This is a genomic window from Flavobacterium zhoui (genome assembly GCF_042787235.1).
In the GTDB taxonomy this organism is placed as follows: Bacteria; Bacteroidota; Bacteroidia; order Flavobacteriales; family Flavobacteriaceae; genus Flavobacterium; species Flavobacterium zhoui.
On sequence record NZ_JBHZPY010000010.1, the window covers coordinates 1 to 21635 of the forward strand.

A 21635-nucleotide genomic window follows, 5' to 3' on the forward strand; every position below is an offset into this window, starting at 1 on the left:
TCAAAGCAAACAATTTCATTTTGAATTCAGAACGCCTAAATATTACGGATCATATTCCCCTCTTCAGAGGGGTTAGGGGTGTGTCCTTTTTTCAAAGCAAACAATTTCATTTTGAATCCTAAAACACCATTAATTCCGGGACCGTATTCCCCTCTTCAGAGGGGTTAGGGGTGTGTGAATCGAAGATTCAACGACTCCAAAATTAAATAACAACTGGAGTTATAGGGGTTAAGCGTGTGTTTTTTTAGTCCTAAAAACAGCTGTAACTTGCAATTTTGATTAAATGATGATGGGAATGCGTTTCGTGTTTTGAATGGCCAGTCTCACTAATAATACAGTACTTGTAATTACAAGAGGCAATACAATCCATAAATGCGCTTTGTTTATCAGGATCACCAGATAAATAGCTAACGATACAAGGTTGAATAAAGCCAAATTGTAAAGACCTTTGGTGTTCTTGCTATGGTAAAAATACAGTAGTAACAACAAGCTTGGATTAAACAGCAATATGTTATAATTGTATGCCAGTTCTTTATGAAAGGAATAAAAGCCTGCAAAGACGAAGAAGAGACCCAATATAGCCATAATGGTAAGATAAAAAGCGGCAACAGACTTCTTGTTTATTGCGATAATGAATCCTAGGAATAAAATATAGGTATAAACATTATTCCACCAGGATCCCGGAACTTCTGTGGAAAACTCCAATATCGTTTTGTTTTCCCCAGCCAACGGGTGGTTCTGGTAGAAAACCTTTTTTAGACTTTTCTGTAATTCAAAAGGCAGGAAGATTTGCGTTCCCAGGCCATCTACTTTTTTTCCAAAAATGATACTGGTGCCTAATTTCTCATAAAAATGATGGTCGAAATAAGGAAAAAGGATCGTTCTGTAGGTGATATCAGTATCTGCGTTTTTTACAATTGCTGTGGTGTCCAAAGTTTTATTGATCATATCGACAACCATGGATGTACAGTTTTTATCGATAAATTTATAGGTATAGTGGCTTTCTCCCGAAGCTAAAGAAGTATTCAAATTATCAAATAATTTTTGTTTTAGCGGGTACGAAATATTTAATTCTTGTTCGTAAACGGATCTCCTGTCGTACTGATATTCATTGATGAAATCACCGTACGAATGAGCCACTGCAAAATACTGCAAATCTCCTTTGATGAATTTCAAAACAAAATTAGGCGTGTTAAAGTCAAAAGCACCATAATTGTATACGACATCTATATTATTGAAAGGATCGCTGATTCGGATTGCGGTATGTCCAAAAAGCGAGTAGGATTCATTGCCTGTTCCGCAAGTCAAGACACTGACTTTTGCTTCTTTGGATAAAAGAAGGTTTTGGGCAAAACTTACAGGTATAGTTAAAAACAAGAATAGAAAAAAGGAAAATTTCTTTAAAGAAGATGTATTCATTTAGGATACTATTAAAATATGGAACACCGATTGTACAGATTGAACAAATTTACACGGATTTTTTTGTTCAGCATATAAAAGTGAAAAGGAATTGTATTAATTTTCTTTTTTAGCTCACTTAACAATTGTGTTTGCTTCAGCTGTTCACTTCGAAAAAGCAGCAAAAATAGTCCGTGAGCTCTTTTGTTTTTTGAATAATCCAGAATAGTGACGAAGTCTAATACGAAATCTGCGTTGAATTGTTACTGTGATTTTCTACTCTAAGAATAGAAGTGCGGTTGTAGCTTGTCATTTCGACGAAGGAGAGATCACACATGTAGTCATAATTGGAGGTAATTTGATTTATTTCTTCTAGAAAATTTCTTATTTTACCTTGATTATTGATGAATCACCGATTTCAAGCCGCCATATTTTCATTCCAAAAATCATTGGTCGTATTTCGCAATCTAAACCCAATCTGCTCCTGAATAGATCTTTACTTTTTTCCTTAATGAAAACAGCAATAAAAAATATTCATGGTTTTTAGTGTTTTAATCTGAATAGCAGTTTAATTTCTAAAAAGACTCAAATCTACTTTTAACGAAAAAATATTAGAGTATAAAGCAGCACTTTGATTGCCTAAATCAGTCAGGGCATAATCTACCTGAATACCTTTGTATTTAAAACCTAATCCGATATTAGGTTGGAATCCTACTTTTTCGCTGTTGTCTAACTGTTGCACGTTTTGAAAATTCCCCACACCAGCGCGTAGGAAAACCAAGTCGGTGTAGCCAAATTCAAACCCTATGGCGGGATCGATACTCACAAAATCAGTCGAAATCACATCATTGGTTTTAGTGAAACGCATATTCATATTCGCTGCAGCCAAAATACTGTAGTCGTAATGAATAATGATTTTTTTTGCAATTCCCAGCTGTGCTTTTGGAGCGGTAATCTCCGTGCTTTCCGGTAATTCCTGATTTTGATTTGGATTGGCGTTGGCTATTTTTTTGTATTCTTCCTCATCAATGTTCCACACATTATAGGTGGTGGTAATATCACGAAGCATCAACCCGAATTGCCAGTTGTTTTTTTCGAATTGCAATCCTGCATCAAAACCAAATCCCCAAGAATTAGCAAACTTTCCTATAATTCTTCGGATGACCTTAGCATTTACGCCATATTGAAATCCCGGAACCGGCAATTTGCGGGCATAGGAAAAGGTAAAACCATAATCAGCAGTAGAAAAAAGACTGATTCTATTATAGTCAATATTGCCCTGGCTGTCAATTAATTCCGTCGTATTTAAAATATCATCCACCCCAAAACGGATTAAAGAAATCCCCCAGGCACTTCGGTCGTCTATTGGACTTGCATAAGCCATGTAATCGTATTGCGCAATATTGGCAAAATAGTTAGCATGCATTAACGAAACCTGGTTGTCTTCCAGATGGATTAGGCCCGCTGGATTCCAATAGCCGGAATTGACATCATTGGTAGATGCCACCACTGTATTTGACATGCCTAATGCAGCAGCATCAACGCCAATATTCATAAACTCGTTGGAGTACTTTCTAACGGCCTGACTGTAATTAAAAGTACAAACCGAAAGTAATAGAAATAAGAAAGCTTTTTTCAAATGGACTTTTTTTACAAACCGAACGTCTGTTTAATTTTTATCAAAAATATAATTTTTTACTGAGGTTATTTCTTCCTTGGACTAAATAAATTTAGTAATGGAATAACACCTATTATAGTGAATGCGATTTACTTTATTCTATTATTACTATTATTTCGACTTATTTACTTAATAAACAATTAAAAGTTAAATGTTAACGGGGGGAGAATTCCCCTCTTTAAATCGAAGATTCAACGACTCCACAATTAAATAGCAACTGGCGCTATAGGCGCCCGGGGTGTGCTCCCTCGATTCCTAAAAACAACATCGATTCCACAATCACATTCCCCTCTTAAGAGGGGTTAGGGGTGTGTTTTTTTTTTTTAAATGCAAATGTTTCATTTTTTTAATCCTACCCTAAAGTATTCACTGTCGTTAAAAACTACAACAAACTTTGAATTTATTAGACTTACTATTGGTATTTAAGTAAATAACTCGATTATTATTAATTTGAACAACCCTTTAAGGATTTTAAACCCGCAAAGGCTTATGCAAACCGTAGCTGTTAAAATCTCTAGTAGAAAACGTACATTTCCTTCACATATTATACTAAATTTGCCAACTTAAGATCACTAAACGTTATACCTATGAATATCAAAAAACACATTCCGAATTTAATTACCCTACTCAATCTCTTCTGTGGCTGTATAGCAATCGTTTTTGCCGCTAAACTGGATTTCGAAATGGCTTTTTATTTTGTTTGTCTGGGGATATTTTTAGATTTTTTCGATGGTTTTTTTGCCCGGTTATTTAAAGTGTCCAGTCCGCTGGGTTTGCAATTGGATTCTTTGGCCGATATGGTAACCAGTGGCGTAGTACCTGGATTTGCTATGTATTTTTTGTTGTCAAGTAGTCAACACGAGCTGTCCGCTAGCCCTATGATTCCTTATCTGGGATTCATTATTACGCTGGGCTCTTGTTATCGTTTGGCTAATTTTAATATTGATACGCGTCAAACGGATTCTTTTATAGGCTTGCCAACACCTGCCAATGCACTGTTTATTTTGAGTTTGCCTTTGGTTTTAAAATATTCAGATTCCCTATTCACGCTGGAGATTTTGACTAATCAGTTTATATTACTTGCCATAACGGTTTTAAGCGCTTATATCCTTAATGCCGAAATTCCATTGTTTTCATTAAAATTAAAGAAGTTTAACTTTAAAGACAATGCACTTCAGATTGTCTTTTTATCGCTTTCAGTATTGTTATTGGTTTTCTTCCAATATTTAGGAATTCCTTTGCTGATAATTCTATATGTATTGTTGTCGGTGGTGAATAACAAAAGGTTAATAAAGTAGTATTTGAATGAGAAAAAAAGTGGTAAGGCGAAGAACGACTATGGTTCGTAAACCCAAAAAGAAAGCGAGTATTTTCTCTGGGAAGTTTTTGCGCTATTTACTGGTTGCTTTTTTTGTCGTACTTTTTCTTGGTGTTGGTTATCATTATCGCAACGGATTAGCCTATTATTTCAGTTTCAAATCAGATAAAGCTTTAAAAGAAAAAGCCGAAGCCAAGCGTATTTCTGACGTTCGTAATTTTCAAGTTTTAGAAAATCATGAAGGGAAAAGTATCGGTTTGGATGTTTCTGAGTATCAGGGAAAAATTCAGTGGTCTTATGTAGATACTTTAGAAAAAAAATATCCTTTAGACTATGTGTTCATTCGGGCAACTGTAGGAAAGGACAGGAAAGACCGTCAGTTTAAACGGAATTGGCTTGGCGCCAAAGAAAATAAAATGATTCGGGGGGCTTACCATTACTACCGTCCCAACGAAAACTCACTCGAGCAGGCAGAACTTTTCATTAAAACCGTTACACTCCAAAAGGGAGATTTACCGCCCATTTTAGATATTGAAAAACTGCCTAAAAATCAGTCGTTAGACAGCCTGAAAGTCGGCTTGAAACGATGGTTGAAGGCTGTGGAATCCCATTATAAAGTGAAGCCTATTATCTACACCGGCGAAAAATATTACGATGATTTTTTAAAGGACGAGTTCAGCGATTATCTCTTTTGGATAGCCAATTATAATTTTTATCGAGAAAAAATGGATGCCGACTGGCTATTCTGGCAATTCACAGAAAAAGCTTCCGTTCCGGGGATAAAAGGGAATGTAGACATCAATATTTACAATGGCGATTTACAACAATTGCAGTTCATTACTGTGGAATAATTTGCAGTGGTCAGTGTTCAGTGATCAGTATGCACAGTAGTCAGTGGTCAGTGATCAGTTTCAGATATCTTTATAGTAATAAGTTTGCAGGTTTCATTCGCATTCTCAGTATTTAGTCTCAGTTTTCGGTCTCAGTTTACAGTTTTCGGTCTCAGTTTACATAATTCTGACTTAGAAATGCTAGCCTGTTAGGAATTTAGTTACCTTTCAATAATTTCTCGATTTCGATTTTTAATTTTGGTAAGTGATTGGTGAGGATAGCCCAAATGGTTTCATCTGATATATTGTCGTACGCATGAATAACTTGGTTTCTTAAACCAACAATTGCAGTTGCATCAGTAATTTTTGAAGTATAAGAATTATCAATTTTTAAAATTCTATTTATGGCTTCTCCTATGATTTCAAGATTTCGTTCTACCGCTCTTTTTCTCATTAAGTTTTTTCTATATTCAAAAAAATCCATTCTTTCATCAATAAAATAACTGTTAATCTCATCGATTGATACTTTAACATCGTAAAGCCATTTTAGGATTTTTTTATCCATAAATCAATTCTTTATTTTCTTCAATAGCACTAATTAAATAGGGGTTTTTTAACGTTTGCTCTTCCACTAAGTCAATTTCTCTGTGCAGTAAATTTTTGAGTTTGTTTTTAAGATCGATATAATTTATGAAGTATAGTTTAAGATCAAAAGATTTAAATTTTACTAAAAAATCAATATCACTATCTTTATTAAATTTTGTTGTAGCAGCAGAGCCAAAAAGATATAATTTTTCAACATTATGTGTTTCACATAAATTTCTGATTATTTCTTTATTTTGGTTTATTAAATACATAAAAACAAAGATATAGATTTTTTCTTTAGATGTTGTACGTTTCTGGAAATGGTTGTTTTTAGAAATATACTTTAAATCTATTAGGTGTTATCAGTAAATTGAGACTAATCACTGTGATTTTTTTTTGATATTGAACACTTCTTTTAAAACTAATCACTGTCAGCTTTTTTCGAAACTGAACACTGACCACTTCTTTTATATCTGAACACTGATCACTGAACACTGACCACTTCTTTTATATCTGATCACTGAACACTAAAAAAGACTGAACACTGACCACTGAACACTGATCACTCTTTTAGAACTGACCACTGAACACTGAACACTGAACACTGAACACTAAAAAGACTGACCACTGACCACTGATCACTGAATACTAAAAAACCTGAACACTGACCACTGACCACTAAAAACTTCCTACACCCCTGCACCAAATTTCTGAGGATTTAAAATCATATAATTAATTAGCTTCCCAACCTCATTACTTTCGTTTAATAATTCGTTGTAAACACTTTCGTTTATATAGTTGCATTTAAGTGAAAACTCAAGCCAAACCTGAGTCTCTGAATTTTCAGCATCTGAATCGGTTAATTTGCTATGAAAATTTTTGGGATAGACTCTTTTTCTATAGGATTCTGATATATTAGCCGATACACTTCTGGAAGAACGTCTAATTTGATCCGTTAGTGAATACATTTCTTCTTTTGGAAACCGTTTTGTTATTTCAAAAATTTTCATAGCTAATGAAAATGATTTTTGATACGCTAATAAATCTTGGAATTTCATATTTACTAATTTAAAGCTGATTACTAAAAAACCTGAACACTGACCACTAATCACTGACCACTGATCACTGAATACTGATCACTAAAAAACCTGAACACTGACCACTTTTTTTAGAACTGAACACTGAACACTGAACACTGACCACTGACCACTCTTTTAGAACTGACCACTGAACACTGATCACTGAACACTGAACACTGAACACTGACCACTTCTTTTATATCTGACCACTGACCACTGATTACTCTTTTAGAACTGACCACTGATTACTCTTTTAGAACTGACCACTGAACACTGACCACTTCTTTTATATCTGAACACTGACCACTGACCACTGACCACTTCTTTTATATCTGACCACTGACCACTGATCACTTCTTTTATATCTGACCACTGACCACTGACCACTCTTTTAGAACTGAACACTGACCACTGATCACTGATCACTTCTTTTATATCTGACCACTGACCACTGACCACTCTTTTAGAACTGAACACTGAACACTGAACACTGACCACTCTTTTAGAACTGACCACTGAACACTCTTTTATATCTGAACACTGATCACTGAACACTGAACACTGAACACTGAACACTGAACACTGAACACTGACCACTGATCACTGAATACTAAAAAACCTGAACACTGACCACTGACCACTAAAAAGACTGACCACTCAACACTGATCACTGATCACTAAAAAAGACTGATCACTCTTTTATAACTGACCATTACTCATCCTTCTTAACTCTATTAGCACTCCCCAGCTGCACATTCAACAACGACAACGAATACACAAAGGCAGGCGCCGCTGTCCGCATAGCGGCGTGGTTGATGGTCAACAACCAGAACAGTACAAAACACAACAAGTACATATTAAATTTATTATCTAAATACAATACTAGCGGGGTAAAAAACAAAATCAGTAAGGCTATGATACCTAATGTACCATGCTCTGCCAGCATCCGGGTAATTTCATCATGGGACAACACCTTAACACCCGTTTCGTCTTCTCGAATCTCAGCCCCTTTCCCTACTCCCACCCCAAAAATAGGGCTTTTTAAAAAAGTATTAATTTCATCCTCCGCTATTTCTGCTCTACCCGTCAACTGACTTTCTCTAACCTTTCCCTTTGCATCTTTATTGGCATAACGCTTATCGATTAATCCGCCGGTTTGAAAAGAAGTGTAAGCCCAAGTTGTTACCATAGCTAAAGTGACAAATGCAACAATATAATTGAGTTTTACTCGGCCTCTATAATTAGATTTAAAATAAAGGAACAACAATAACAAAATAATCATCAGAAAACCAGTGACCATTCCTCCTCTGGAAAAGGTAAGCATCCCCCTATAGCTGATGTTAAGCGCAATAATCAGATTGGTTAGTAACAAAAATTTTGTTGGAGACTCTAAGATAACCCTCGAAAAAAAAATAAACATCCCCAACCCCATAAAAGTGGCTACCTGATTCGGCCCATAGCCTCCCGAGGTTTCAAAATTAGATTGCGTACTGGTAATCACATCCCGAACGTTAGGCGTATATAAGGTTAAATAAACCATACAGGCAATTATAGGAAGCCCCATACTAAGTATGATATTATTGATCTGATCCAAGCCGATTTTGCGCCTGTAAGTATACAAGGAAGCTATCCCTAAACAGACGGGGCCTGATATATTAAAAGCAATAGCTTTTCTGATGTTAGTATCAAAATTCAAAACAAAAGTGGAAAGTATGACCCCTGGAACCAATAATAATAAAAAAATCCAATAGGGCGCAGCACCCTTGGAAAATCCGCTAAAATACATACCCATAAAAAGAAAAACCATTACCCCATATTTAGAGATTTCGTATAAAGGGTTCCCTCCTGTCATTCTCAAAAAAACTTCACTGCCCACCACATAGGCAGCAACGACGAGGGCTTCGTTATTCCGGTTTTGTTTTTTTATAATGTAATAGGCTCCGAATATAAAAATGGAATACCCATATATTTTAGTGGTAAAAGGCAATATATATCCCAATGCTCCAATAACAACATGAGACAGTATTAAATAAAGATAAAATTGCTCTTCTTTTTTCATTTTAAATAGTTTGTAACCAATCCAAATAATTTTTTAGCACTATTTCTTCTGAATAATTTTCGCTAATGGTATGGTAAAGTAAATTCCCAAAATCAATTTGTAAGGTATCATTTTTTATTAATGTAACTAGTGCTTCATAAAATAATTGTTCCTGATTGGCAAGGATGATAAAACCATTTTTTCCATTTTGGATTACAGACGAAATTTCCCCTACATTAGTTACTACAGCAGGTTTTTTATGCAATCCATATTCTAAAATGGCCATGGGTAAACCTTCGGATTGAGAAGTTAGTATGGCGATGGTGGATTGATCGAGAATATTTTTTACGTCTTGTTTCGTGCCGTAAAGAAACACATTTTTTTCAAGATTATTTCCAACTATAAAAGACTTAATCTGTCTGGAATAAGCATCTTCAAAATCCTTTCCAACCAAATGAAAAGTCCATTCAGCATGCGACACTTTTAACTTTTTAGCCACTTCCAACAATAAAAAATGATCTTTTTGTACTCTAAGATTTGCTAGAGACACAATCCGTTTTCCGGTACTCCCTTCCAATACCGTATGTTCGGTAATATTTTTTTCCTCAGATGGAAAGTTCGGCAAATAAATAGCGTTCCCAAAAAGTAAATTTTCCTGTGCCCAAACTTTTAGCTTTTGATTGACCGCTATAATCCCACTAAAAAAAGGAGCAATCAGTCGCAAAGTCAATAAGGGCCTTTTATTTAAAAATTCACTATCCCCGTAGTGGTCGTGCCAAATTATTTTAATCGAAGTACAAAGCAACTTCAGAAGAAAGGCAAGAAAAAAAGAAGTACTATGCGCATGAACTAGAGTAACTTTATGCAGTAATACATAGTTTCGCAACGTAAAAAGAGCTTTAAAATCAAAGACACTTTTTCTATTCAAAAACAAATAGGAAACACCCTCATCAATCTGATTGACAAGCGGCCCTTCTTTACGACTAACCACTAATCCGGAAAACTCAATTTGTTTAGCCAAGGCATTCGCATAATTGACCGCCATGCGTTCGGCACCACCTGCTTCTAAACTATCTATTAATTGCAGTATCCTCATTTCTTTAATATCCAATTTTTTAAATCCAAATAACTCCATTTTAGTGGTCCTCTAACATTCAGATGTTTAGTAGTATTCTTTAACCGATTCCCATCATAAACATAATAGTAATGATTGGCATCTAAACGCTGTATATCCAACTGATGCATTCCCGCATTAAAAGCGGCTATATTTTCATTTGCCTTTAAATAAAAAGGACTTTCTCTTTTCACATCATAACTTCCGCTATGAAAGGAAAAACGATACAAAGACAACCCATAGCCATAGCCGTTGGTGCAATTTTGTACCGGTAAAAGCAATCCTTTTTTGTCGGCAAAAAAACGGCCGCCCGCTCGTGCCTCAGTTCCTATCAAAGCTATTGGTTTTTGATGTAATTTCCATTTCCCAAACAGAGAGTCGGCTTGATAGAGGTACATATTTTTTTCATAGTCTGTCGCTACTAAAATATTTAAGGAGTCTGACAAATAGATAGAAGGATCTACGAGCACAACATTAGCAATCAAAGTATCACAAATCCGCCAGTCAAAAGGAAAACGATGCGCTTTATACAGCAACACCGCATTTGCCTGTTTGGACTCCGGTACCATATAATAAGCATCCTTATATTTAAAAACTTGGGGATAGGACAAATGAAATTTTTGAGTTAAAACAGTGCCCCGATACTGATACTCTTTTCCGTCTGTCGAAGTCAATAAACCAACATCCGCGCTGGTTTTATTTTTTTTATGTTCAAAAAACAGATAAAAAGTATCTTTTTCTTTAACAAAAAAGGGATCGGCAAGAAATACGGTACTGTCATTTTGAGCCTTCAATTTTTCGATAGAATAAATAGAGTTTTTACTGACATCGATACGTTGAGGATAACTAACTGACTCGCCATAACCTACAGACCATCCACCTCCTTCTTGTTGAAAAAAAGGAGTTCGATAGTTGATTATAGCTAGCAATGCAACCACACCAAAAAGAAACCCAAATAGGTAGTACTTTTTCATTTATTTTTTGAATTTGGAATCATGTTGTAATAAATCCCCAATTTCTCTTTCAAAAACATCCATTGTATAGTTCCGGGACCAATCCGAGGCATTTCGACTTTTAGTATCAAAATCAGTTTGCGTATTCAAAAGCGATTCTAACTTTACAACATCTTTTTCCAAATCCATAGCTAGCAAAATACCTCTACTTCCTTGGTCAAGCATAAAGGGCACGCAAGAAACTGCCATTGCTAGTGGTATACAGCCCCAAAACATTCCCTCTGCAATCGCTTTGGGCCAGCCTTCACTCTCGGAAGGCAGAACCACGAAATGACTGTTTTGATAGGCTTTTTTAACCGTATCTTTGGATTGATTACCTTGTAATTCAATTACGGCTTCTAATTGATTGGCTATAATATATTGCTCTAACCTAATGCGTTCTATTCCTTCTCCATACAAGCAAAGGTGTACATCATATCCTTTTTCAGACAAGAATTCTACTAACTGAATCGCGTACAAAGGATTTTTACCCTTCGCTAAAGTTCCCACAAAAACAAAAGCAATACGTCCTTTCAACTCTTTTTTAGAAATAGGTAATTTATCTATTTCTTGATAGGTCGCAGTAAAAAAAGGCTTAATATTTTTGGAACTCCCCTCCCAATCACCATACACCAACACCTGCATATTTCGGGTCAGAAACGTATTGTTGAGTATCCACTGTTGCAATTTATACGTCCAGGGCTGTTTAGACATAGGATCCCAATTACCGGCGTATTTAGCAGTTTTGGGAGTATTAGGGAAAAGTATCTGAATTAAACATCCTAATAGTCCCATGTTCCCAGGGCAACGCAAATGAATGTGATCCGCATTTTGCATCGCTTTAAAAATTGTCCGGCTTATTTTGGGCATTTTTAAAACGGTACCAAAGAAACCTTTTAAATTCAAAACATCAAAGCCCTCAATAGGTATAAATTGAATATTTTGATGTTGATACGGTTTATCTACAGGAGTTATTTCTGTCGTTACTGCAGGAGCCACCACTACCAATTCCTCTGCATACTTTGCCCATACATTTATTTCGCTAACATAGGGAGCATAAGCAAAATAGTTATTATCCTTAATGATATGAGGTACATGAGTTATGATTGCAAATTTCATAGTATCAAATTAGAGATAGCATTACAGTAGGTATCTATACCAAATTTATCTAAAAAAGTAGCTCTCGCATCAAAACTCATTTGTTGATAGAGATTGAAATTATTTTCAATTTTATCAAATAAGGACACCATTGAATCTACATTGGGTTCAAATTTAAAACATTCCTTTCCATCAATTAAATAAGAGGCCAAACCAACAGTATTAGAAAGTAACAAAGGGGTCTGATTCATCATAGATTCTAAACCAACAGTTGGCAGGTTATCAAATTTAGACGGTATTATTACAAAATGACTGCTATTCAAATAGTCATCAATAGCATCATAAGGCAATCCTCCAAGGTAATTTATGGCCAAATTATCCTTTATCATTTCTTTTATTTCTAATTCTTGACTCCCGGTTCCGGCAATATTTAAAATAATTTTTGAATTGGGCACTTTATTTTTATATACTGTAAAAGCATCAATTAAATCAACCACCCCTTTAGAAGGATCCAATCGTCCAAGGTAACAAATAGTGATTATCTCTTTATCAATAGCTATTTTATTTTTAAATCGATCTTTAATCGGATTGAGCAGTACCAATCCCTTATCAATGAAATAAAAGTCTTCTAAATCTTTTTTTGCTAATGCGGAGGGACAAATAATCACATCACAGAATAATTTGTAAAATGACTTTTTTCTAAAAAACAACATCTTTTGTTTTTTAGAAGTCTTTCTTAAGTCAGCCAAAAGCTGATCGGTCAATGTGTGATAATATTCGAATGTTTTTACTTTTCCAAAGGACAATACTTTTGAAATACTAAGTGAAATATTGCTTCCTACAAAATGACCAATAATAACATCCGGTTTATACTTAAAATAGATCGAAACATACCAAATAAAATCTCTTATTAAAGTCGGCCGTTCCGTTGTAGGCCAGGAACAAATACTAATTTTACCTTTTCCTTTATTTATAACTTTTTCTTCCAAAAAATAAGGATGATGAGAAACAAAAATAACCTGATGACCTAAATCAGCCAAGTGATGGGCTAAATGATAACTCATTGCTGAAAACGAGACTTCACTGTAATTATGTGCAATAAGAATTGTTTTCATTAAGCTAATTTTGTTTTATGCTTTTGTTACTTCTAAATAAATAGTAGAACCATGATAATTATTAAATAAAGATTAAAAAAATAAATATTTTTTATTGCTTCTAATCCCTAAACATGAAAATTCATTTACCGTAGCCTTACATTTAGCACTTGAAGATTCTAAATAATTTTCATAAATTTATGAAGGATACTATAAATACCTAAAAAAGAAAAACAAATTAAAACTAAATAATTAGCAATAATAAAATTGTAATTAATCTTTTTCTCGACTTGATATTGATTGTAAAATACAATGGCACTTATAAAAACTGCAATATACCATCTAGGCTCAATAAAAGAAATTATAATAAGTGAAAAAACACAAAGCATTACTATTAAAGAATATGGAATGAACATTTCTGGATTCAAAATATTCTTCTTTTTTAAATTTGTTAGAATAAAATAAAATGGAAATATCAGTATTAATCCTAACTGTCTTAATCCAAAAAACATGGAATAATAGAAATCTTTTAAAAACTCCTTTATAGTCAAGGAATAATCAAAAGTTAACCCCTCAACTATTCCATCAGGTAGTGACTTTGTTCCATTTACAATTAAATATTCCTGGGTTTGTTCCCAACTTGGATGACTGAAATTTTGAAGTTCACCTTTATTCACCAGTAATTGTGCTAAATATTGACGCTGTGACCAACTTGCTTTAATTTCAGTAGGCGGTGTTTTAGCATCATACGATAATTTGTTATTCAATTTCAGACTGGGAATATTAACTGTCAAAAAAAAGAAAAATAATAGCATAGGAAATACCATTTTTTTATTAAGAAAAGAAAACCCTTTTATATAAAGAAAATAAAGCCCTAACATCACAACTGGCAAGTAAACCACAAACATTTCCCGGGTAAAAAACGATACAATCAAGCCTGAAAAAGCAAGTACCTGGCTATTCATTTTCTTTTTCTCAATAAAATAAAAAACCTCTGTCATGAAAATAACCAGTCCCGTAAAGAAAAGTGCATCATTAGTCCCTGCAAAAAAATATTTGGATGTGGCCAGGAAAAAAAACAAATAAAAATAAAATAGAGATGTTTTTATTTTTACAATTTTAAAAAAATACAGCAGTAACAAGAATAGTAATAAAATATTTACTGTTCTTAATGCCACGTATCCTTTGAAAAAAAACGAAAACGGATAGACCAATATCATATAAGGTATCGAAATGCTTTTTTCAATTGCTGCAATCCAACCATACGTTTTAATAAAAATCAAATCATTAACAAATAAGAATTCATCACCTCCGCCTCCATTAGAAAGGAAGAAAAAATAATAAAATGAAAACAGGAAATAAACCGAAGCCAAAATTTTGAAAGTCTTTTCAATATTTGGACTGTATCGTAAATATAAATTCTTCATAATGCGTTTATTATTTCTTGAACATCCAATTCATAAAACATCGGTAATCGCAACAAACGATCAGAGTATCTGTCAGATTCTGATAAATCTCGGCCAATGTAACTGTTTTTGTAAAAAGGGCTTCCATGAAGGCTTATATAATGAAAGACCGAAAGTATTTTTTTACTTTTCAACTTTTCAATAATGCTTTGTCGCTGCTCAATCGACTTACATACAATATAAAACATATGCCCGTTATTGGTAGCAAATGACGGTAGTATTGGCAATTGGATTTCATTTTCCAATGCCCAATTTTGCAATTTATTATTGTAATATTCCCAATGTGATTTACGAACCTGCTGAATATCAACAATATTTTCTAATTGAGCCCAGAGAAAAGCAGCAATAATTTCGGAAGGCAAAAAACTGGAACCCACATCTACCCATCCATATTTATCAACTTCTCCTCTAAAGAAGGCAGAACGGTTCGTTCCTTTTTCCCAAATAACTTCAGCTCTTTCTGAAAATCGCGTATCATTAATGGCAAGCATTCCCCCTTCTCCAGATATAATATTTTTAGTCTCATGGAATGAAAAAGCTGCCAAATGGCCAATAGAACCTAAGGCTCTCTTTACACCATCTTTCCCTATGTAAAAACTATCAATCGCTTGGGCGGCATCTTCTATCACATAGAGATTGTATTTAGCAGCCAAGGCCATGATTTTATCCATATCACAAGCAACACCGGCATAATGAACCGGAACAATGGCTTTGGTTTTTTTAGTGATCAATGCTTCAATATGATCTTCATCTATCCCCGGATGATCGGTTCTGCTATCTGCAAAAATTATGGTAGCGCCACGCAGTACAAAAGCATTGGCAGTAGAGACGAAAGTATAAGAAGGCATGATAACCTCATCCCCTTCTTTTATATCAATCAATAGCGTAGCCATCTCCAGCGCATCCGTACAGGAAGTAGTCAACAAACATTTATTGAATCCATAGCGACGTTCAAAAAAATCATGACACAAATGGGTATAATAGCCGTTTCCTGAAATTTTACCTTTCTTAACAGCATCTTCAATATAAACTAATTCTTTACCTGTGAGATAAGGCTTATTAAATGGAATATCCATAATAATTAATTATTCGTAAATTGGCGTAAATTTACCTTTAGCAGGAAGCAAATATTTCATAAAACTAATCTCATCATTAGTTCCTCTTTTGGTATAGGTTCTATCTGACACATTAAAATAAGTAACATTTTCATAACTAAAATCTATTTCTGAAATATCTGATACAATTTTTATTGATTTGGAACTTTTATTCCAATCATTAAGATAAAGGTTCATTTTAATAAGTTTATCTTGAATACTCACTTCTTTGAATTGAAATCCTACTTTATCTGAGATTGATTTTGCTGGTGATCCTGCATAAATCTCATTATATTTCATGTCTTTAGTTATAACCGAACCAACCATTGCCATAGATTTATCCTCTGCAACAATAGGAGAAACTATACAGTGTCCTACGAACCAGACATCGTTACCAATAAGCATTCGTTTTTCAGTCAAAAATCGACAACCTTCAAGCGTATCTCCAAATTTAATATGACTCCATACTTGAGAATGTGCACCAATTCCAAAATTATTACCAATTGTTGTACCTCCAATAGAATCAATTATAGTATACTGACCTATCCAGGCATTATGACCAATACTACAAGGAAGATAACCATGTACATTTGTGTCATGCTGAATTTTAGAATAATCTCCTAAAGAAAAATCATCACAAATTATTTGAACATTTTCTCCTATATAACAATTATCGCCAATTACAATTTTTTTTGCTTTTCCATTTATTCCCCTAATTTTTGCAGATGGCTCTATAATCGTATTTTTACCTATATAAAACTCCTCGGCATCAATATTACTATATATCATAATTTGTATTTTTATCAATAATATATGCTTTTCTCCCTTTGGACTGATCAAAAATTTTCCCAATATAAATTCCAACCAAACCTGTTGTTGTAATTATTACCCCTGATAAAAACCATATCGAAACCATCAAAGAACTATATCCAAGTACTAGTATTTCTCCTTTTAAATAGCGATAAATTGTAAGCAACCCTACTATAAATGATATAATTGAGACTACTAAACCAAATTTTACGAAAAGTTTTAAAGGTTTATTAGAAAAAGAGATTATTGTATTAAAAGCCAAACTTATCAATTTTGAAAGACTATAACTGGAACTTCCTTCTTGTCGTTTCGCATGTTCTACTTCAATTGAAGTTGTATTATACCCGACCCAACTAACAAACAAGGGAAATGATTTGATATAATCATTCATTTTGACAATCTCTACAATCACCTTTTTATTATAAATTCCAAAATTAGCAATAGTACTATCAAATTTTGTTTCTGTCAAGTAACTGTAAATGACAGAAAATAGTTTTGAATTCATTTTTTTGAAAAAACTGTCTTGTCTATTTCTTCTTTTTGCCAAAACAACATCAAACCCTTCTTGAGCTTTATTATATAGTTTCAACACTTCTTTAGGTTGATCCTGTAAATCACAATCTAAGACCACTATCCATTCTCCTTTTGCCAGTGTTAAACCAGCCATAATTGCAGGATGCTGTCCAAAGTTTCGACTCAATCGAACACTCTTCACTTCCGGAAATTTACAGGATATCACTTTCATAACATCCCAACTTTTATCTGGGCTTCTGTCATCAATCAGAATAATTTCATAAGGCTGGTCGAGAACCAACATGGTCTTTTGAATTTCATCAACCAATTTGTCAAGTATCTTTTCTGCTTTATAAACAGGGCTTACAAATGAAATAATAGGATTTAAATTTTGCATTATTTTTTAACATTTAACATTAACAATAATCCCTAAAAGTATCAATAATAATCCAACTTCTTTCCCCGTTGCAAAAGTTTCCCCTAAAAAAAGGATTCCAATAATAAAAACTAAGGCTGGCGCCAAACTCATAACAGGATAAGCTTTTGTAATTTCAAAATGAGTAATGGCTGCCATCCAGCAAAGAGACGCGGCAAAAGCAGCAACAAATCCAGAGAAAATAAAAGGATCAAAAAGTGCGTCTATCAGAAACAGTAATTTGTGCTTTATTCCTGCAGGCAAAATACCAAACTGACTCAATCTCCATTTCCGGATAATTTACCAATAGACGGTAAATAATAAGGTTCCGAAAATATAAAAATAGGGATTTATAAAATTAACATTTATTGTAACTTTTAAAAAAATACTTTGAGATTACTATATATTAGCCTATCGTAATTTTTGACTATAAATCTTCTATTTTGGCCTACTCAACCACAATCCCCACCAGCCCACTGTTCTTCCTAACGCTTCGGTAAAAGCTTCCTTTCTTGTAGTAGTGGTAAAAATATTACTATATCTTATAATAGTTAAAAGTATTGTAATGCAATGCCATTTCAGTTTTGCTTCAAGAAGTGGTTTCGGATTCTTTGTTCGCCAAACATACCATCCATTTCGCACTACCATTTTTCCATATTGATACTGGTTCGGTCTTCCGGAGCTGTCATGATAATGATTGAGTTTTGCAGCTGTGTTCAAATACAGTTTCCCAAGCTTAGCAACTCGCAACGTAAAATCAGCATCTTCATACAAACCATATCCTTCAAAATAAGTCGAAAAATTTAGTGATTCAAAAACCTTTTTCCGAAAAGAGGAAACGCCCCCCATCAGCATTTCCACTTCATAGATTTTACCACTCGGAGGCAAAAAACCTACACTACGCCCGTGAGAATACAGCGATGAGTATCCCGGTGGACAATTACTATCCAATCCTAATTTCTTTCTTAGAACAAATCGACTGCCGTCTTTGCGCTTCCAGCCGTCATAATAGTACTCTTCTATTTTGGGAGAATAATCCTTCCCAACAAATTCACATTCTGACTCATTTATGATATAACCTCCAGCTCCCAAAGCTTCGGGATAAATTTCGTACGTTTTTAAGAGCTGTTCAAAATAATCATTATCTAAAACGGTGTCATCATCCAGAAAACAAACTATTTCCATCTCGTTTCCCACTCGCTCGATTCCATAATTCCGTTGTTTGGTCAGCCCACGCTGTTGAGCTGGCACCATAAAATAACTTAAATTTTCAAATCGATTTTCTTTTAAAACAACACCTGTTTCCTCATTTGTTGAGCCATCTATGATTAAAATCTCATTAGGATATACTGTTTGTGCCTCAACCGATTGTAACAATTGGATTAAGGGTTCTGGTCGCATATACGTGCAAATAATTAGAGAAAACTTCACGATGTCTTTTTTAATTGATTAGCCCAAAAAACGCTTTGATTCCATTGTTTTTGAAACATTTTAAAATAACGGAATGGGTTTTTAATATTCTGATGTTTATAAAACTTAAAAAAAAGAGTCGTTTTATACCCCTTAAGTTGTTCTTGACTATTATGCGAAATGATATATAACATGACTGTTGGCGATGGCTTGGGTTGAATATTGTCATTTTTCCAAAGCAATCCCGGTTTTGTTCGAAAACCTCCAATTGGGGCCTTCAAATGAATTATTTCAGGTTCGGGTAAATACAACACATCATACCCTTTATTTCGCAACTGCATCCCAAAATCGCTGTCTTCGCCATACCCGAATTCCAATGAATCATTGAATCTAATTTCATCTAAAAGGATTCTTTTTACAAAACTATTTCCTGCTCCGAAAGTAGGCCACTGAATCACTTTCCTATATTTCTTGACTTCGTTTTTCTGAGGATAAGATGTTGTCGCTACTTCATTACCATATTTTTTTATATTTTTAAAAACTTCCTGAATTAAATCAGTATCAAAACGGTTATCATCATCAGCCAAAAACACCCATTCGCTCTCTGTATTATTCAACGCTAAATTCCTTGCATTGCAAACCCCCGTTTGATGAATGAAAATATGCTTGATTGCAAAAGGCCATTTTTCGCCATGAATATAATCCAATTCTGTTTTACTTCCTTCTTGCGGATTTTGCTCTACAATAATTATTTTAGTAGGAAGAAATGTTTGTCTCGAGAAATCTTTCAATACGTCATACAAATAGTCTTTTCTTCCAATGGTTGGAATAATGACATCTACAGTTCCTTTATCTATAACATTCACCGATGATTGTACTTTTATAGTATCCAGATTTATAGCGCCATTTTTTCTATTTTTATAAAAAAACGAGACTAGTAGAGGTAATACGGGAAATTTTCTCTCATACAAACCCAAATTCAACAACAACAAAAACACCCATCGGGTCTTATAATGCTGTTTTACAAATCGAAAAAGATCATAGATACTAGGTCTAGGGATATTTCTATGTTCTCCTTTTTTTAATAGTTTAGGTTCCGAGTAACAAAGTAACCCTAAAGGCATGCATAATTTTGCCACAGAATTCAAATAATAATCAAAATCAGCATCGCAAAATATTTTGTCCCTAAGTGCATTTAAAATGGATGCATGAATAATACCAACTAAACTGCTCATTTGCCAGGTAGGATAGGATACTTTTTTATTGACATTAATAAATAAGGACTCCTCAACATAGCCTATTGTCGTCTCAAAAAAATTATGTTGTGAGGAGGAAAAAGATAACATCATTTTATCATGATGAAACAACTTTTTTATAGTCTCTAAATCTAGCTGTTCTTTTACAGCTGAATGACACCAAACTATTTTTTTATCTGGAAATTGGCATGCCAATTCGTGTAAACCACTCGCAATAGTTTTTTTATAGTCAAATTCAATTTTTTGATTATCTGAAGTAATTACATCTGTAATTTTTCCATTTATATGGTGTACAATAATCAAAATTTATGGTATTAAAGAGTTATAAAACGACAAACTTTCTTGCGCAACGACTGCTATGCTAAATTTTTCAGTCACTTTTTTTCTCGCTTCAACACCAAATTCTTTTTGCAACTGTACATTTTCCAATAATTGAATAATTCGTTTGGCATATTCCAAATGATCAGTTGGATGCACTAAAAAACCATTTATTCCGTCATCTATCACTTCAGTGGCCCAACCGACATTAGAAGCCACAATTGGTTTTTGCATCGCCATTGCTTCTATCCACGAAACCGGCAGCGCTTCCGCAAATGATGGAAACACGCAAATAGTTGCTTCGTTAATCTGCTTTTTTATATCCTGATAGGATACACTTCCTAAATAGCTGACATTTTCTATAGCTTTAGTTGTAAACAGTTCCTGCATCATTCCCCAAGTCGAAGGATTCCCTGATATAATATCAGAAACATCTTTTCCCACTAGAACAAGTTTTGCATTAGGGTATTTATTAATCACTTCATTAAAAATAAAGGGCAATTCCAACAATCCTTTTTTCCGTATTAAACTGCCAAAATATAAAATAATATCAGTACTATGGTCATTACTATTCGCATTAAACAAACTCATATCAATTGAATTTGGTATGATTGTGAATTCCTTATCTAAACCAAAAACTTCATTCGTTTTATCGGCCGTAAACCGACTTACAGACAACAATGCATCGGCTTTTTTTAAGGCTCGTTTTTCATGAAATTTATTATTCCACTTTACAGGACGATTATCCAGATGACAAAAATAAGTATCCGAACCGTTCAAACGAATAACGATAGGACATTTAGCAGCTATAAAAGAAGTAATTCCCGTCCAATCTGGCGCTTCAACCAAATCAATTTCTTTTTGTTGATATAAAGAATTAATTATTTTCTCAAGTTTTTTCCGGGTAAGATACCATGACAATCCTTTGAACTTTACATTTCTTATTTGTTGGATACAAATACCATTATCATCAAAAACACCTTCTTCGTTCTGACCGTATACCAAAACTCGAACAGAACAACCTGCTGCCAAAAGTCCTGTAGCCAGATTTTTGATACTGGTACCTATACCACCAGAGTTACCTGTTTTCGGGTGTGGATATTCGGGGGTTAAAAAGGCTATTTTCATT

The 21635-nt window shown here is 34.1% G+C and carries 20 protein-coding genes; 2 read left to right on the forward strand and 18 right to left on the reverse strand.

Translation table 11 applies throughout. The annotated features are described in order from the left end of the window. Nucleotides 1-279 precede the first annotated feature (279 nt). Nucleotides 280-1419, reverse strand: coding sequence for a lipoprotein N-acyltransferase Lnb domain-containing protein (locus ACFX5F_RS11595; RefSeq protein ID WP_379852193.1), 1140 nt, complete (start codon nt 1417-1419; stop codon nt 280-282). Between the two features lie 547 nt (nt 1420-1966). Next, a complete protein-coding gene (locus tag ACFX5F_RS11600) occupies nt 1967-3037 on the reverse strand; it encodes a putative type IX sorting system protein PorV2 (RefSeq protein ID WP_489753080.1) in 1071 nt (356 codons plus the stop codon). A gap of 626 nt (nt 3038-3663) precedes the next feature. Between ACFX5F_RS11600 and ACFX5F_RS11605 the strand changes: the two genes are divergently transcribed. Both ACFX5F_RS11605 and ACFX5F_RS11610 read left to right on the forward strand, forming a co-directional pair. Beyond that, the gene (locus ACFX5F_RS11605) at nt 3664-4374 is read left to right on the forward strand and encodes a CDP-alcohol phosphatidyltransferase family protein (protein ID WP_379852194.1); all 711 of its coding nucleotides are present in this window, start codon (nt 3664-3666) and stop codon (nt 4372-4374) included. Between the two features lie 7 nt (nt 4375-4381). Next, nucleotides 4382-5245, forward strand: coding sequence for a glycoside hydrolase family 25 protein (locus ACFX5F_RS11610; protein WP_379852195.1), 864 nt, complete (start codon nt 4382-4384; stop codon nt 5243-5245). Between the two features lie 196 nt (nt 5246-5441). Here the strand turns inward: ACFX5F_RS11610 and ACFX5F_RS11615 are convergent, their stop codons facing one another. From ACFX5F_RS11615 to ACFX5F_RS11690, 16 genes are all read right to left on the reverse strand, one after another. Further along, the gene (locus tag ACFX5F_RS11615) at nt 5442-5789 is read right to left on the reverse strand and encodes a HepT-like ribonuclease domain-containing protein (RefSeq protein WP_379852196.1); all 348 of its coding nucleotides are present in this window, start codon (nt 5787-5789) and stop codon (nt 5442-5444) included. Next, nucleotides 5782-6081, reverse strand: a complete 300-nt coding sequence (locus ACFX5F_RS11620) for a nucleotidyltransferase family protein (protein ID WP_379852197.1) — start codon at nt 6079-6081, stop codon at nt 5782-5784. The genes ACFX5F_RS11615 and ACFX5F_RS11620 overlap by 8 nt, the downstream gene beginning before the upstream one ends. 417 nt (nt 6082-6498) lie before the next feature. Further along, the gene (locus tag ACFX5F_RS11625) at nt 6499-6867 is read right to left on the reverse strand and encodes a four helix bundle protein (protein WP_379852198.1); all 369 of its coding nucleotides are present in this window, start codon (nt 6865-6867) and stop codon (nt 6499-6501) included. Between the two features lie 733 nt (nt 6868-7600). Next, nucleotides 7601-8947 (reverse strand): O-antigen ligase family protein, encoded by a 1347-nt coding sequence (locus ACFX5F_RS11630; protein ID WP_379852199.1) that lies wholly within the window; start codon nt 8945-8947, stop codon nt 7601-7603. A gap of 1 nt (nt 8948) precedes the next feature. Beyond that, nucleotides 8949-10037: a glycosyltransferase gene (locus ACFX5F_RS11635; RefSeq protein ID WP_379852200.1), complete on the reverse strand. Its 1089-nt coding sequence runs from the start codon at nt 10035-10037 to the stop codon at nt 8949-8951. Then, the gene (locus ACFX5F_RS11640) at nt 10019-11014 is read right to left on the reverse strand and encodes a glucosamine inositolphosphorylceramide transferase family protein (protein ID WP_379852201.1); all 996 of its coding nucleotides are present in this window, start codon (nt 11012-11014) and stop codon (nt 10019-10021) included. Before ACFX5F_RS11640 ends, ACFX5F_RS11635 begins: the two co-directional genes overlap by 19 nt. Beyond that, nucleotides 11015-12151: a glycosyltransferase gene (locus tag ACFX5F_RS11645; protein WP_379852202.1), complete on the reverse strand. Its 1137-nt coding sequence runs from the start codon at nt 12149-12151 to the stop codon at nt 11015-11017. Next, nucleotides 12148-13245, reverse strand: coding sequence for a glycosyltransferase family 4 protein (locus tag ACFX5F_RS11650; RefSeq protein ID WP_379852203.1), 1098 nt, complete (start codon nt 13243-13245; stop codon nt 12148-12150). Before ACFX5F_RS11650 ends, ACFX5F_RS11645 begins: the two co-directional genes overlap by 4 nt. 158 nt (nt 13246-13403) lie before the next feature. Further along, nucleotides 13404-14651 carry a hypothetical protein gene (locus ACFX5F_RS11655; RefSeq protein WP_379852204.1) on the reverse strand — a complete coding sequence of 416 codons (1248 nt, stop codon included), beginning with the start codon at nt 14649-14651 and terminating at the stop codon, nt 13404-13406. Beyond that, a complete protein-coding gene (gene rffA, locus ACFX5F_RS11660) occupies nt 14648-15766 on the reverse strand; it encodes a dTDP-4-amino-4,6-dideoxygalactose transaminase (RefSeq protein WP_379852205.1) in 1119 nt (372 codons plus the stop codon). Before rffA ends, ACFX5F_RS11655 begins: the two co-directional genes overlap by 4 nt. 9 nt (nt 15767-15775) lie before the next feature. Next, nucleotides 15776-16573: an acyltransferase gene (locus ACFX5F_RS11665; protein ID WP_379852206.1), complete on the reverse strand. Its 798-nt coding sequence runs from the start codon at nt 16571-16573 to the stop codon at nt 15776-15778. After that, nucleotides 16563-17504 carry a glycosyltransferase family 2 protein gene (locus tag ACFX5F_RS11670; RefSeq protein WP_379852207.1) on the reverse strand — a complete coding sequence of 314 codons (942 nt, stop codon included), beginning with the start codon at nt 17502-17504 and terminating at the stop codon, nt 16563-16565. The genes ACFX5F_RS11665 and ACFX5F_RS11670 overlap by 11 nt, the downstream gene beginning before the upstream one ends. A gap of 6 nt (nt 17505-17510) precedes the next feature. Then, nucleotides 17511-17804, reverse strand: coding sequence for an EamA family transporter (locus ACFX5F_RS11675; protein WP_379852208.1), 294 nt, complete (start codon nt 17802-17804; stop codon nt 17511-17513). 156 nt (nt 17805-17960) lie between these two features. Continuing rightward, a complete protein-coding gene (locus tag ACFX5F_RS11680) occupies nt 17961-18953 on the reverse strand; it encodes a glycosyltransferase family 2 protein (RefSeq protein ID WP_379852209.1) in 993 nt (330 codons plus the stop codon). After that, entirely contained in the window at nt 18950-20491 is a 1542-nt protein-coding gene (locus ACFX5F_RS11685; RefSeq protein ID WP_379852210.1) for a glycosyltransferase family 2 protein, read from the reverse strand. The genes ACFX5F_RS11680 and ACFX5F_RS11685 overlap by 4 nt, the downstream gene beginning before the upstream one ends. A gap of 3 nt (nt 20492-20494) precedes the next feature. Then, on the reverse strand, nt 20495-21634 hold the full coding sequence (locus ACFX5F_RS11690; protein WP_379852211.1) for a glycosyltransferase family 4 protein: 1140 nt from the start codon (nt 21632-21634) through the stop codon (nt 20495-20497). Nucleotide 21635: the final 1 nt, after the last annotated feature.